Origin of the sequence: Keratinibaculum paraultunense (genome assembly GCF_016767175.1) — a bacterium.
In the GTDB taxonomy this organism is placed as follows: Bacteria; Bacillota; Clostridia; order Tissierellales; family Tepidimicrobiaceae; genus Keratinibaculum; species Keratinibaculum paraultunense.
The window spans coordinates 301,127-315,807 of record NZ_CP068564.1 but is presented as its reverse complement, the minus strand read 5'-3'; the positions used below and the strand labels follow the sequence as shown (position 1 = coordinate 315,807).

17 protein-coding genes are annotated in these 14,681 nt (G+C 31.4%); 3 read left to right on the top strand and 14 right to left on the bottom strand.

Annotated features, from left to right (window positions below; genetic code table 11):
* Positions 1–20: 20 nt before the first annotated feature.
* Together JL105_RS01425 and JL105_RS01420 are read right to left on the bottom strand one after the other, a co-directional pair.
* Positions 21–1,310 (bottom strand): amidohydrolase, encoded by a 1,290-nt coding sequence (locus JL105_RS01425; protein WP_132025448.1) that lies wholly within the window; start codon positions 1,308–1,310, stop codon positions 21–23.
* Positions 1,311–1,433: 123 nt separating this feature from the next.
* Entirely contained in the window at positions 1,434–2,663 is a 1,230-nt protein-coding gene (locus tag JL105_RS01420; RefSeq protein WP_132025450.1) for a GGDEF domain-containing response regulator, read from the bottom strand.
* 384 nt (positions 2,664–3,047) lie between these two features.
* On the opposite strand from JL105_RS01420, the gene JL105_RS01415 reads away from it, so the two are divergent.
* Entirely contained in the window at positions 3,048–3,506 is a 459-nt protein-coding gene (locus tag JL105_RS01415; protein ID WP_132025452.1) for a helix-turn-helix domain-containing protein, read from the top strand.
* Positions 3,507–3,761: 255 nt separating this feature from the next.
* Here JL105_RS01415 and JL105_RS01410 read toward each other — a convergent pair whose 3' ends face one another.
* Genes JL105_RS01410 through JL105_RS01385 form a run of 6 tightly spaced genes read right to left on the bottom strand, consistent with a single transcriptional unit; the run spans position 3,762 to position 6,865 of the window.
* Positions 3,762–3,899 (bottom strand): hypothetical protein, encoded by a 138-nt coding sequence (locus JL105_RS01410; RefSeq protein WP_158279964.1) that lies wholly within the window; start codon positions 3,897–3,899, stop codon positions 3,762–3,764.
* Between the two features lie 31 nt (positions 3,900–3,930).
* On the bottom strand, positions 3,931–4,080 hold the full coding sequence (locus tag JL105_RS11650) for a helix-turn-helix domain-containing protein (protein ID WP_132025454.1): 150 nt from the start codon (positions 4,078–4,080) through the stop codon (positions 3,931–3,933).
* A complete protein-coding gene (locus JL105_RS01400) occupies positions 4,052–4,195 on the bottom strand; it encodes a hypothetical protein (protein ID WP_158279965.1) in 144 nt (47 codons plus the stop codon). Before JL105_RS01400 ends, JL105_RS11650 begins: the two co-directional genes overlap by 29 nt.
* Before the next feature lie 60 nt (positions 4,196–4,255).
* Complete coding sequence (locus JL105_RS01395) at positions 4,256–4,678, bottom strand: DUF1893 domain-containing protein (RefSeq protein WP_132025456.1); 423 nt, start codon at positions 4,676–4,678, stop codon at positions 4,256–4,258.
* Positions 4,679–6,052 (bottom strand): MATE family efflux transporter, encoded by a 1,374-nt coding sequence (locus JL105_RS01390; RefSeq protein ID WP_132025458.1) that lies wholly within the window; start codon positions 6,050–6,052, stop codon positions 4,679–4,681.
* Between the two features lie 15 nt (positions 6,053–6,067).
* The gene (locus JL105_RS01385; RefSeq protein WP_132025460.1) at positions 6,068–6,865 is read right to left on the bottom strand and encodes a M55 family metallopeptidase; all 798 of its coding nucleotides are present in this window, start codon (positions 6,863–6,865) and stop codon (positions 6,068–6,070) included.
* Positions 6,866–7,098: 233 nt separating this feature from the next.
* Between JL105_RS01385 and JL105_RS01380 the strand changes: the two genes are divergently transcribed.
* Entirely contained in the window at positions 7,099–8,472 is a 1,374-nt protein-coding gene (locus tag JL105_RS01380; RefSeq protein ID WP_132025462.1) for an MATE family efflux transporter, read from the top strand.
* Positions 8,473–8,501: 29 nt separating this feature from the next.
* Positions 8,502–8,984: an inorganic diphosphatase gene (locus JL105_RS01375; RefSeq protein ID WP_202690555.1), complete on the top strand. Its 483-nt coding sequence runs from the start codon at positions 8,502–8,504 to the stop codon at positions 8,982–8,984.
* 37 nt (positions 8,985–9,021) lie between these two features.
* On the opposite strand, the gene JL105_RS01370 is transcribed toward JL105_RS01375, so the two are convergent.
* The 6 genes from JL105_RS01370 to JL105_RS01345 are packed head-to-tail and all read right to left on the bottom strand — an operon-like array spanning position 9,022 to position 14,419.
* Positions 9,022–10,116, bottom strand: a complete 1,095-nt coding sequence (locus JL105_RS01370) for a DUF362 domain-containing protein (protein ID WP_132025466.1) — start codon at positions 10,114–10,116, stop codon at positions 9,022–9,024.
* 45 nt (positions 10,117–10,161) lie between these two features.
* Positions 10,162–11,835: a putative ABC transporter permease subunit gene (locus JL105_RS01365; RefSeq protein WP_132025468.1), complete on the bottom strand. Its 1,674-nt coding sequence runs from the start codon at positions 11,833–11,835 to the stop codon at positions 10,162–10,164.
* Positions 11,832–12,554 (bottom strand): ABC transporter ATP-binding protein, encoded by a 723-nt coding sequence (locus JL105_RS01360; protein ID WP_132025470.1) that lies wholly within the window; start codon positions 12,552–12,554, stop codon positions 11,832–11,834. The genes JL105_RS01365 and JL105_RS01360 overlap by 4 nt, the downstream gene beginning before the upstream one ends.
* Positions 12,548–12,886 carry a hypothetical protein gene (locus JL105_RS01355; RefSeq protein ID WP_132025472.1) on the bottom strand — a complete coding sequence of 113 codons (339 nt, stop codon included), beginning with the start codon at positions 12,884–12,886 and terminating at the stop codon, positions 12,548–12,550. The genes JL105_RS01360 and JL105_RS01355 overlap by 7 nt, the downstream gene beginning before the upstream one ends.
* Positions 12,887–12,906: 20 nt before the next feature.
* The gene (locus JL105_RS01350) at positions 12,907–14,025 is read right to left on the bottom strand and encodes a DUF1648 domain-containing protein (RefSeq protein ID WP_158279966.1); all 1,119 of its coding nucleotides are present in this window, start codon (positions 14,023–14,025) and stop codon (positions 12,907–12,909) included.
* Complete coding sequence (locus JL105_RS01345) at positions 14,018–14,419, bottom strand: GntR family transcriptional regulator (protein WP_132025475.1); 402 nt, start codon at positions 14,417–14,419, stop codon at positions 14,018–14,020. The genes JL105_RS01350 and JL105_RS01345 overlap by 8 nt, the downstream gene beginning before the upstream one ends.
* Positions 14,420–14,681 lie beyond the last annotated feature (262 nt).

Here is a 14,681-nt window from a genome sequence, read left to right as displayed (position 1 = left end):
GATTATAGTGCTAATTTCATTTATCTACTTATTAAATCTTTTGCTATTCTTTCTGCATTAAACATTATTTTTTCTACATCTAAAGTTTTTATCTCCCTATTTTCCATTATAATTTTCCCGTCTACTATAACAGTATCTACATCAGAGCCTTGTACTGAGTAGGCTAAAGCAGATATTGTATTATGAATTGGATATATATGAGGCTTATCCATATCTATCAGTATTAAATCAGCCTTTTTACCTACTTCTATGGAACCTATCTCACTATCCCAAAGTAATGCCTTAGCTCCATTTATAGTAGCCATCTTTAGAGCTTCTATAGCTGGTACAGATGTTGCATCATTATTAACCGCTTTATTTACAATTGCTGCTAAATGAATCTCCTCAAACATGTTCAAATTGTTATTACTTGAAGAACCATCTGTTCCTAAGGCAACAGATATGCCTTTTTTAAGCATCTTATCTACTGGAGCAAATCCACTAGCAAGTTTTAAATTACTACTTGGATTATTTACTGAACTTACATTCATATTTCTTAATATTTCAATATCTTCATCATCTACATGAACACAATGAGCAGCTATTGTAGGCAATTCAAACAGTCCTAAATCGTATACATGCTTAATAGGTGATTTACCAAATTCATTAAAACTATCTTCAACTTCTTTTTTGGTTTCTGATAAATGTATATGGATACCTGTATTTAATTCTTTAGCTAAATCTATTATTTTTTCTAAATAAGATGGACTACAAGTATATGGTGCATGAGGTGCTACCATTACTTTAATCCTTCCATTTGCTTTCCCATTCCAATTATTGTAAAGTCTCCTTGTATCTTCTAGCTTTTCATCTTCGTTTCCTGACTCTTCTATTATGCCTCGTGTTAATATCCCTCTAACTCCTGCTTCTTCTATGCCTTTCCCCACTTCATCCATGAAAAAATACATATCACAAAATGTTGTGGTTCCACATTGTATCATCTCTATCATACTTAAAAGTGATCCCCAATACACATCCTCTGCTGTAAGGTTTGCTTCTACTGGCCATATTTTCTCAGTTAACCACTCATGTAACGGTAAATCATCTGCATAATTTCTAAGTAAAGACATACCAACATGAGTATGAGCATTTATAAGCCCAGGCATAGCAACTTTGTTTTTCCCATCTATTACTCTAGTAACCTCTATATCGTCTTTCAATTCTCCAATATGGGTTATCTTGTTCTCTTCAATATAGATATTTGTATTTTTTAATACTTCTTTTTTACCATCCATAGGTACTAAGGTTGCATTTTTAATAAGTAGACCCATTCTATCACTCCTTATGTAGTATTATTTAGATAAATTATATCACAAAAAACAACAGTCCTATTAAAAAAACTGTTGTAAAATTTTAGATACATTTTATTTAAATCTTAAATACTTTATCTAGTCTTATTCATCTTTGTATATAAAGATTTTATTTCCCCCTTTGCTTTTAGCATAATATAGTGCTTTATCTGCTCTTTCTATGATTTTTTCAATAGTATCCTTTTTACTTTTTATTTCAGTAATTCCTGCTGAAAATTTAAGATTATCTAAAGTAAAACATCCCTTACTATCACAATGTCCACATTTCTTTTTTCTTTTAAATCGTTCCATTACTAATTTTGCATCTATCTCTCCAGTTTCTGGAAATATAATTATAAATTCATCTCCTCCAAATCTAAATATTAAATCTGTAGACCTTAATGTGCTTTTTAAAGCCTTAATAAAACATTTTAAAATCTGATCCCCAATTAGATGACCAAAATTATCATTTACTTCTTTAAAATTGTCTATGTCTATAAAAGCTATGGAAAATGTTTTTTTATTTCTATTGTATAGTTCCTTTTTTTCACTTGCCCTATTCCAAAAGTGTTCCTTAGTATAAGCTCCAGTTAATCCATCTTCAATGGATAATGTACTATAATCTTTATTCCTGTCTAAAGCCCTATCAATTCTAGCAAAAAGCTCTTCCATATTAATAGGCTTAATTATATAATCATCAGCACCTAATTTAAGCACATTAATTTTAGTTTTTAAATCATCTTTTACTGATATTATAATTATAGGAAGTAATGGATCTATTTCTCTTATCATTTTAGTTACTTCAAAGCCATCAATATTTGGTAATATCATATCTAATACCACTAAAGATACTTTTCTTTCTTTTAATATTTCAATGGTCTGGAGGGGATTGGAGCATACTGTAGCATTATAACCTTCTTCTTCCATACTATTTTCAATTAATTTTAATAATAGTACATCATCATCAATAATTAAAATATCTTTGGCTTCATGTTTATTCAAATTATTAACTTCTTGATCTTCTTGTTTTTTATAATTTTTGTCTAATATCATTTTATTTAAATTTTCAATTTTAGAATAGGTTCTAGCATATAAATTTAATATATTAGAGACTGTATTTTCTTTTTCTTTAGAAATACAAGAAGTGAATTCTTCTAATAAATTATCAAACAAGCCATATTTAAACCCTATATCAACTTCATTTATCATTTGATAAAATTCTTCCATTTTTTTAAGATATTTTTCATCTTCTGTTAGAGAATATTTCATTAGATTATCAAATTGTTTGCTTTTTTCTATCATTATTTTTTGTAAAAACATTTCTTTACTGACCAATTTGGACGTCCTTTCTTAAAATACCTATAACTTAAGATTTTATCAATATAACTATTATATTTCATGATTATTTTTGCTATAAGTAAATGTATTTTTCGATACAAATCCTAATGCTTAAAACAGGATTTATATTTAATTCTATTTAAGAGTTTAAGCCCTTTAATTGCAATATGGAACTTAATAATGATATTTTATCCAACTATTTGTTGTTTGTCAACGATATCTGCGATTATTTGTTGTTTTCTCCTTTTATGACAATCTTTTATTATATAATTTATCTACAAACTTTTTTACTTCCAAAAAGATTATTATTGAAAATATTGGTTAAGATATCTTTTTAAATCAATAATACTTATTTAAAATTTCTTGCTAGGGGTGAGCCCTTTGATAAGCAAAAGATTACGAGAATTAAGGGAAGAAAATCATTTGCTACAAAAAGATATAGCTGAATATTTAAATATTACAACTAGTGCCTACGGATACTATGAACAAGGTAAAAGAAATCCTGATATTGAAACAATAAATAAATTAGCTGATTTTTTTAATGTATCTACAGATTACTTACTAGGCAGAACAAATAAGAAAAGAAATTCTAATATAGATTCAAATAATAAAGAAATAAAGTACGAAACTTACTCAAAAATAGAGGAATTCTTTACAAAAAAACTTATTAATGAAGGTATAATTAAAGAAAATGAACCTATTCCTAATGATGCCATTGAAAAATCTTTTAAATATGGAATGGATGCAGCTATAGAAGTATTAAAACTGGAGAAAAAATTAGATAATATGGATTTTAAAGATGATAAAAATAGAATAAATAAAGAAACTGATAAACTATAGAATCATAGAGTAAATCTGGTAATAACTACCATTTAATTGTTTCAATTTTATAGTTTTCTGCTATAATTTATATATCATATGCTTGGAGGAAAAATTATGAAGAAAATAATTCCCCCTCCTTACTTTTTGCTTTAATGAAGATTTTTTTGCTAAATGTGAATCACACGCCACTTACTCACATTCGTTCGTTGAAGTGGGAGCTTCTTGGTCAATAGCAGTAACCTGCCCAGTTTACCCAAGCGCTAAGGGTAGTTCCTACCCCAATATTACCAAAACTATATGGCTAATTTCAGCAAATTTAAGTATTCCTTTTTCTATATTTTTACTACCTTTCCTTTTCCTTGATAAAACTTTTGTAATTTCTTTAATCTTTTTTAAACTTTTCTTAACCATTTAGGATTTTCAAATACCTCACCTTCGCTTGTTATTGTAAAAATTTTATGTACTGTGCAAAAGTGTTTTTGAGCATTTTCCTTATTTCTTTGTAATACTTAATTTTATTTTCTAGCATCTGATTATAGATAAGTCTAATACATCCAAAACATTTAGCAAAATATTCTTTTTGTAATTCCATGAATTGTTTTTACCAATTCCTTATGCCAATGAAATTGAAATCTATCAACGCTATGTATAATAGCCTTTAAAGGTAAATCTTCCTCCCCCTCAATAATTTCATAGTAATATTTCACAATATCCCCCCGGTTTCCCCATTATCCTTGTTTACTACTTGCTACCCCCTATTAATAAACTCAAACTCTACCTTTTAATAACTTACCTATTTCCCCCAACAAAGTCTCCATATCATCTACATTAGTAGCAATCTTTTCTACAGGGCACATATCCGACTTTTCCCTGTTTTTTATATAAGGACAAATCCTGTCATATGTGTATACTATATTTTCTTCTTCTAGTACTTTTATAGCACCTTCCGATATTAGCTGGGCATATAATTCCTTAGCTCCTATATAGCTGCAAAGCATAGCAGCACCTTTACCTATTACCTTATCTGCAATAGATGTTCCTTTTAATATTCCCTTCTCATTAATAGCCAAAAAATACATGGGTTTTATGCCTTTTTCTTGGCTCTTGTATATTAATTCCCCGTTTTTAACTACTGCTAGAGCTAAATTATCTTCTTCCAAATACTTTTTAGCTAATTCTATATCCTTCATCTAATCAACTCCAATTAATGATTTGCTTTCATATATATTTTTCCTCTTAAATATTATTAAGCTCACTATAAATCTAAACACTAAGTCCAAGCCAAATGCTATCCATATAAAAGTAATGCTTTTATTTAAAACATAAGCTACCAATAAGGATAAAGGTACCCTGATTAACCATAATCCTAATATAGCTACTACCATAGGTATCTTTGAATACCCTGCACCTCTTAAAGCTCCATTTAATACTCCATTTATATTTTGAGGCAATTGAACAATCCCCATAATAAATAGATACATAGCTCCAATTTCAATTACCTGGATATCATTGGTCAACAATCTCATTATTTGAGATGGGAAGATTAAAAGCACTCCTCCTGTAAATATAGTTAGTATGCTAGTCCATTTGATTAACTGTCTTATGTACTTCTTCCCTTGCTCTTTATCCTGAGAACCTATAGCATGGCCTAGAAAAGTAGTAGCTGCCACACCAAATCCAGCTGCTGGCATATAGGAAATGGCTTCTGCTTGTAATCCCAGTTGATATGCAGCGTAGGCAATTTCACCATAAGTTAGTATTGCTTTTGCTAAAAATATCGCTGCTACCTCCCAAAATATAGTTTCGAAAGATGTAGGCAAGCCCACCCTGTATATAGGTATTACCTCCTCTAGCTTAAAGCTAAAGCTAGAGTTGCCTCCCATCTCCTTTAACACACCATGTTTTCCAAATAGGGATTTAAATCCTAATAGTGCAGCTACAAGCTGAGCAATCAATATTCCAAAGGCGGCTCCTTTTAATCCCATAGGCTTAATCCCCAGTTTGCCAAATATAAATATATAGGAAAAGCATATATTAAATATATTCATTATAAAGGCTATTCTCATTGGAGTTCTAGCATCTCCCATTCCCTGAAGGACTCCAGCTACCATAAGGACTATGGCAATAAAAGGTAACCCCCAGGAAATAACCCTTAGATAAAGGGTACCATTTGCTAGCAACTCTGGGCTTGGATCAAATATCTTTAGCAAACTTCCTGCACTCCAGAATAACAACTGTTGAAAGATAATAACCAATATAATTGAAGATAGTAGGGTTTGCTCTACAATCCTCTTTAGCTTATTATAATTTTTTGCTCCATAGGATTGGGCTACAAATACAGATGTACCTGTAGCCACCCCCTTAAATATAGCCCAAATTATGTTAAAAATAATGTTACTTATGCCTACAGCCCCCACTGCTAAAGGGCTAATCCTTCCTACCATCGCCATAGAAACAATTCCTGCAGTCATTTGCAATATATTCTCTAAGGTTATAGGTAATATCATGGAAAGTATTTTTTTTCTTATTATCTTATTCTCGCCATTATTAGTATTTCTTCTCATAAATTATGCTTTCCTCTACACTAAAAACTCTATAGCTTTTAATACTTCCATATAATCCTTAGAAGTAAATCTTATTGTTTTAGGCCCTATTTGCTCTACATTTGGGTAGGAAGATCTCCTATAAGCAATAGCATGTTCTCTATATCTAACCTCCAATTCGAATTCTTCTGGTAACTCTATATTGCAAAGGTATAGGTTTCTTTTTAGGCTTTTTTCTACTCCATTTTTTATAAGATCTATGGCTAACTGAGGATGGATATTTATTGTTGAATTCCCTATTCCCTCTTTTACCGGTATAGTCATAATATGTTCATTTATCCTTTTTGCTTCATCACAAATCCCCAAATCTCCAGACAAAAATACCACTGGTACTTTGAGATAGCTAGCTATGTAGGCGTGGATTAAAAATTCGCTTATAATCTCTCCATTTAGCTTTATATAATCAGCCTGTGTGTTCATGGTATGGGATAATGGATTGGTATTAGTCCCTCCAGATGAATGGTATCCAACAAATATTGCTGCATCAAAGGTTTCATCCAATTCCTGCACCATGGAAAATATATGGCCACTCCATCCCCTGATCAACTTAGTATTTTTAGGTAACAAATTGTGATCTATATTTCTTCCACTGTCGTGGGCATCTTTTATCCATATTTCATCTGCTCCTCCCTTGATAGTCCCTTCACAAGCTGCTTTTACTTCTAAGGTCACCTGATGAGCGAATTCCTTATGATCTGCTCTAGTTTTCTCCGTCTCATCCCAATGGGTAACCCCTGTAACCCCCTCTATATCAGCACTAATATATACTTTCATGCCATCCCTCCTGTTTATATTGTTTCTCATTCTAATTATAACAGGATTTAGAGAATATTTTTAGTTAAAAATCAATTATTATATTTTCTTTGTGAAATATTTGCTATAGTTGTATTTTTTAATCTTTTCACCTTATCTTGATTGATATATAATAAAGAATATAATAATATATAGATATGATATTTAGAAATATTGATTTACTTGTATACTAGGAATTGAAGGGGCTGATACATATGAACAATACAGAACAAAATGAGTTAATAACGGGAAATTTAAAGAGAAACCTTTTAAAGCTTGCCCTTCCAACTATGTTTGGATTTTTATTACAAGCAATATACGATATAGTAGATATGATATGGATAGGCCAGATTTCCCCTTCTGCCGTGGCAGGGGTTACTATTTTTTCTACCATATTTTGGTTAGTTAGTGTCCTTAATGAGATAATAGGTTCAAGCTCCATCTCATTGATTACTCAATCCTATGGGAAAAACGATATGGAAAGGACTAAAAAGGTTGTAGAGCAGACTTTGACTTTCAAAGCACTGGTAGCTATCATAGCTGCTTTAATCTTTTCTATTATCTTAGAGCCCTTACTATCTTTTTTTACTACGGATAAGGAAGTACTTAAAGCTGCACTAGACTATGGATATATTAGAATGTTTTTCTTGCCTATTATGTTTTCTTCTTATTCGGTAAATACTGCGTTAAGATGTTTGGGTGATGCTAAAACCCCTATGAAGATAATGATAGTATCTTCTATAGCCAATATTATTTTAGACCCTATATTCATGTTTGAAAAAATTCCTGGGACCTCTATTCCTGGGCTCAATTTGGGAGTATTTGGAGCAGCATTAGCTACGGTTATTTCCACGGTAATAGCTTTCAGTATGGGGTTTTATATATTGCTTAAGGGTAGTGAAAAACTAAAGATTGATTTTAAAGGACTATTCCAATTGGATTGGGAAATCGATAAAAAACTATTGACCATAGGATTGCCTACTGGAATGGAAGTGCTTATGAGGAACTTATCAGGAGTGATCATTTTGAAATTCGTATCCAACTATGGAACTAATACAGTAGCAGCAGTAGGAATTGGCACTAGGTTGTTTAGCTTTGCTTTTATGCCAATTGCAGGAATAGTTATGGGGGCCAGTACCATTGTTGGGCAGGCATTAGGAGCTGAAAATATTGATAGAGCAAGGGATACTGCTAAATTTGCTTCAGTAGTCAATATGATAATGATGGGGATATTGACTATTATCTCCATATTGTTTCCTTCTCAAATTATGGGTGTTTTTATCAAGGACCCAGATGTAGTAAAAATAGGCATACCTATGATAAGGCTGCTGATGCCCTCATTGATTTTAGCAGGTTTAGCTATGGGACTTGGATCTGTATTTACTGGTTCAGGCCACAATACGCCATTTTTATTATCCAGCTTCTTATCAAGATGGGCCGTTCAAATACCTATGCTCTTTGTCACCACCAAATTATTAGAACTTCCTGTCCTATGGGTTTGGCTTAGTTTTTTTGTTGCAGAAGTAGCAGAAATAATTATTATTTTAATTCACTATAATGAAGGTAAATGGAAAACGAAAAGGGTATAATTATACTTGTTATAAAGGAGGAATATGATTTGGATATCATAGTAGATGCTTTCATAGAAATACCTAAAGGGAGTAGCAACAAATACGAATACGATGAAGAAAGAAAGGTGTTTGTTCTAGATAGAGCATTGTTTTCCCCCATGTTCTATCCTGCTGATTATGGATTTATCCCCAATACTTTAGCGGAAGATGGGGATCCTATAGACATAATGGTGCTAATGGCCAATCCTACTTTTCCAGGATGTATGATAAGGTGTAGGGTTATAGGCATGTTCTTAATGGAGGATGAAAAGGGGAAAGATGAAAAGATAATAGCCGTTCCTTTAGGCGATCCCAGGTATGAAGAGATAAAAACCATTGAAGATATGGGTTCCCATATGAAAAAAGAATTTGAACATTTCTTTTCCGAATATAAACAGCTAGAGGGAAAAGAAGTACATGTTAGAGGATGGGCAGATGTAGAGGAAGCTCATAGAGCTATAGAAAAAGCAAAGGAAAATTATAATAAGTAATATTTAACAGGATAGAAAAATCTATCCTGCTTTCCTTTTATAGATAATATTCTTTCAAAAAATCTACTATATCCTTAGCCTTTGGTGGACAACCGGAAAGGCTTCTTTCAAATCCTTTAGTACATATACCTATGCCTAAACCATCACCTTCTTTGTTCTTATACCCTTGTCCTATGTGTATTTTTTCATCTATACTATCAAGATATCCCCTATCCTTCAATCTATCCAATGCATGGATCAAACTACCATAACAAGCAGAACAAGCCATGTCCTCCTCCACATAGCTTGCCAGCTCTTCAACTAGTCTAGTCTTAGTTATGGTCATAGGAGAAGTATCCTTATTTAATTCCTTTATATTGCTATCTAATAGTCTACTACTACCTACTCCTATATCTTCTGCTATTTCTATATAGGGAATCTCCTCTACACCATATCCCAATAGCTGAGCTACATAGCTATCTATTAATACTGGATCTTTCCCTACTATTACCCTATTCATCTGAACAGGATTTCCCCCTTCTTCGAAGTTTAAATCCCCTATGATTCCATCAACAACTATTAAATCCTGTTTCAATATTCTATTTAAATAAGCAATTGGTTTATGAAGCCCCATAGTATGGAATCGTCTTTTTTCTTTATTAGGTATACAGCCTTTCAAATTTTTTAATGCACAAGTAATATTGGTTTGACAATGGCCCTTTAATACAGGCATATTGATTAGATAATCCACATCCATAGCCCTATTGCATACAGACAGAGTAACACCTTCTACCTGATAATCCCTATATCCATCTTTTTGAAGATCCACTAAGGGGATATTATATTTTTGAGACAATTTTTCATACCCACATACTTTATAAGCCAAGGAAGTCTTATCCCCTACCCAAGATCCTTCCAGTATTATTATATTATCGTATCCATTGGATTTAAGGTATTCTATTACACCTTCTACTAATTCTGGAGAAGTAGTAGCCCCTAATTCCGCCGGTTTAGCAACTACTAGATTGGGCTTAATCCCTATCAATGAATCCTTATTCGGTATATCCTTTGCTATATTCAATTGGTTTAAAATCTTTTGAACCATATGTTTAGGATCATCTCCGTACATTACAAATAATAAGTCTTTAGTCATTAATATTTCCTCCTTATGAGAATAGATAGGAATAATATTATTTTATCATTCCAGTATACTAAATTGTCTTATAATCAAATTCTTCAACAAAATATACAATCCATAGGAAGAGATTATATATATTAATCCCATAATACCATATATAGCAAGTATATTAACCCCTGTTTTAAACAATTTATATACTAAAAATCCCACTCCCCCCAGGTAAAGAGCGCCTATTCCCATGGCAATCAATACATTTAGATTTTGTTTCATAGCCTTTTGAGGATTATCCCAATCTAATAATGGTCTAAATATGTCTATAACCATCCCTAATTCCGTCATAGCTACACTGCCAAGTAAGCCTAAAGTGGTAATCCAAAATATATTTTCAAAATCAATATTGATTATAAATGCTAGACTGGCAAGTAAAGATATAATTCCTATGATTTGAACAAATAAGGAGGATAGTATCCTTCCAAAAATCTGATCCCTTGCCTTTATGGGCATTACCCTTTGAATCCAAAAACTTTTCCCTTCCCTAGAGAAAGTAGTACATCCTACACAGTTCATCACTCCAAACATGGTGATGATTCCAATTCCTACTAGACTGACTATATGTGAATTGCCTTCTGTTAACATACTTAATTCACCTAAAACCTCCTTGCCATTCATAGTAGTGGATATGACCATTACCAAAGGAAGTATTAATACCCCTAGTACGGAATTTAGTAAATATACAGGAGTTCTTAGAAGAATTTTTATTTCCTTTAATCCTATGGATAAAAATGGTGGAGAGCTTTTGCTCAAATCCTCGGTTTTAACTTCTTTATGTTTGCCAGCGGTAGCTACTTCTAATCCGCCAATCAATCCTTCAAAGAATAATTTTTCGCTTAATTGAATCATAATCCAAAATACTATTACAGAAGTTCCTACAAATAGTAATAAATTAAATACTCCCCCGATACTAGAATAATTACCCAAGGATAGAGCTGCCCACATGCTAGGAGGAAATACTAATCCTAGTTTTCTCACTAATATATTGGAATTCTGGGCCATTTCTAAAAAGAAGTCTTCTCCTTTAAGTACGGATTGTTGAGCAATTGATTGAATTTTGAACTGGAAGCCTAGCAGAGCTATTAATAGGATAATATATCCTACCACTCTCAATAAATCCTTTCTTCCCTTTATATTGGTGTATTTCATAAATAGCATTACTATTATAGAAGCCAATGCTAAAGGTATTATCGGAAGAAATATTATCAGTATAAATGAATATATCCAGTAGAGTAGGCCTTCTTTTCCCCTTGTTCCATATATTATTATAAAAGGCAATATGATGGGTAAAGATGTCAAATATTCGTTTACCATCAATGTAACAAACTTAGCCCCAACAATATCCTTTGGCCTTAAAGGTAGAGGAACCAATACATTTAAATCATTGGAAAAATAATATTTCGACATGACATATAAAAATCCAAATAATAATACTATCAATTGAGCATATATGAAGCCATTTAAAAGAAACATGGTTTTTTGACCTATACCTATATAAGCTTCATATATCTTAACAAGTCCAGATACTATCATAATATAAGTAGGTATAAGGGATAGTAGAGCAATAGCTATCAGGATGGTCTGTAATCTATCCCTTTTATTATTAAACTTGTATTGTAAAGCCGAAAGTCCATAGGTAATATTTAAATCTGTTTTAATCAAAGAAATTATTTTTTTCATCATTCTGTCAGCTCCAAGAATATTTTTTCTAAAGATTCCCTTTCTTCTGCATGACTACGTAGTTCATCCATAGTGCCTAAAGCTATTATTCTTCCTTTATTTATGATGGCTATTCTATCGCATAATTTTTCCGCTACTTCTAATACATGGGTAGAGAAGAATACAGTCTTTCCTTCATCACATCTTTCTCTCATAATTTCCTTTAGCTGAAAGGAGGATTTAGGATCTAATCCTACCATAGGTTCATCTAGTATAAATAGATTAGGCTCATGAAGCAATGCAGAGATAAGAACTAATTTTTGCTTCATACCGTGAGAATAACTCCCTATTATATCCCCTACTGCATTTTTAAGATTAAAGATTTCTAAGTATTTTTCCATTCTTTCTTGCCTTATATCCTTAGGTATTTCATACATATCTGCTATAAAATTGAGATATTCTATTCCCTTTAGTTTATCATATATCTCTGGACTATCTGGAACATAGGATATCTGACTTTTAGCTTCAATAGGGTTTTCCCAAACATCTATTTCATTGATAAACACCTTCCCACTATCAGGTTTTAATAATCCAACTATCATCTTTATTGTAGTTGTCTTTCCTGCTCCATTTGGTCCCAAGAATCCAAATATCTCACCAGGTTCAATATCTAAGTTTACATTATCAACTGCTTTAACTGTTCCTTTGCTATAGGTTTTAGATAAATTTTGCAATTTTAGCAATCCCTTTCCCTCCTTATATATCTAGTAGCTTTTATATTATACATACCCATCATAATTATATTGGTAATGGGTGTTAATATAATCACAAAAATAAAATAATCTCCCATAAAATTAGAAACTATTCCTATTAAGGAGTTCAAAACTCCCCATAGGATAAATATCTTCCCACAAATATTATTATAAGCTTCTTTGTCTATTATATCTGCTTCTGTCAATCTCCTAGTATTTGCATATAGATTAGCAATCCTTGGGGTTTTGGCAGTTAAATAGTATATTCCCATTGTGATAAAATATCCACCTACTAACAACATGAGTATACAAAACAAAAACATGCTACCCCTCCTTCTTTTTACTACCTAATAAATATAAAGGTCAAAATTATCATGATAATGGGAAGTATTAAGAGAAACAGTCCCAATGGCCTTCCAGCATTGACTGTCCAACCTATTCCAAAGCGCTTTTCTACAAATACAGATGAATCCTCTGGATTATAATATATGGTATTGCCAAGCTTCCACATTTCATCGTCATCTTTTCTATAGATTATTTCTTCCTTATCTTCTTCTTTTAGTTTTAATTTTTCTCCTCCTTGGCCTAATTTAATACTCAATACAAATCCACCTGCAATTGAAAATATTAGTATAATCCAGTTTAAAACATCTACCGTTCTAGTGGTTTCAAATATTATTCCATAGGTAAGTAAACTCAATACGCTAAATTCTATTGTAATCAACATTAGAAGAATTAAAAGATATATAGACCAAGCTTTTTTAAATATAATACTTTTCTTTAAAGATTCTTCTGGATTATTTGGGTCTATCTGTTGTTTTGTCTTCTTTATCATCCAGTAGATAAGATAGAACATACCTACCATTCCCAGTTGAACTATTGGTAGCAAAAGTACTACACCATAGGATTTATTACTATAGGTGGTAATTTCCCCTTGAAAATTCCAATGAGTAGGGAGCTTATTTGGTAAAGAAGGATATACAGTAAAAGCTAGTATGAAATTGAATAGGGTAATGATTAAGGGGATTAAAAACCAAAGAGGGGATATATTCCCTACCTTAGATTTATCCCTGCTGTATTTCATATCTACCACTACTATTTTCCTACCGAGTTTATCCCAACCCTTTGCTCTCTTTAAATTTTTAGCCTTAGAATTATATCTTAAGTAGATGATAAACAATACTCCTATATACGAAAACATTAATATCACTTGTAGTTTAGAATTTATGAAAATATAGAGCAAATAGGAAACTATTATTAGCATTGGTACTCCTATGATTAAATTATCCTTTTTATAACCTTTGTACATAAGCTTGATATCTTTATCCTCTAGTTTATTCGTTGGTATTGAAACTCCAAACAATATATTTTTCCTAATTAATTTAGGCATAAGCATTTGAAGTATAAGTAGTATTAAAAGTGTCGAAGTATATATTATCATTAAATATACTCTTTCAGTCATATTTTTCCCCCCCTTGTTTATTTTCCAATCTATCATAAATATCTTCACAAAGCTTTAAAAACTCTTCCTTTGATATTCCCCTACAGTAAGAATTAGCTATTATATATTCCAATTCAGAATAAAGGTTATTAATATACTCTTCATCTACCATAGGCATAATATCCTTTACCATTGCCCCTTTTCTTCTATCTATTGCTAAATATCCTTCTTCTTTTAATATATTGTATGTTTTGTTTACTGTATGAAGATTTATTCCAATATCCTCTGCTAGTTGTCTGACTGAAGGCAATTGTTCTCCTTTTTCCAAATCACCTTTAGCAATCCCTTTTATTATCTGTCGCCTCAATTGTTCATATATGGGCATATCCGATTCAAAATCTATTTTTATAAACATGATAATCTCCCTTTCTACTTGTTATATATATTATATAACAGATATATGTAGTTTTCAATGATAATTTTTTGAAAATTATATTATACATTTAATCTCTAGTAAATATAACCTTATCCTTTATCCTATATTAAACCCTAGTATAAGATAATAATTAGCATTATATATTTCAAATAGTTTAAAGGTTTGATAATTATTTCACAAATGTCTGAAGATAAATATATATTAGAATTTTGTGATAAATTCTGTTATAATAGAAAATATA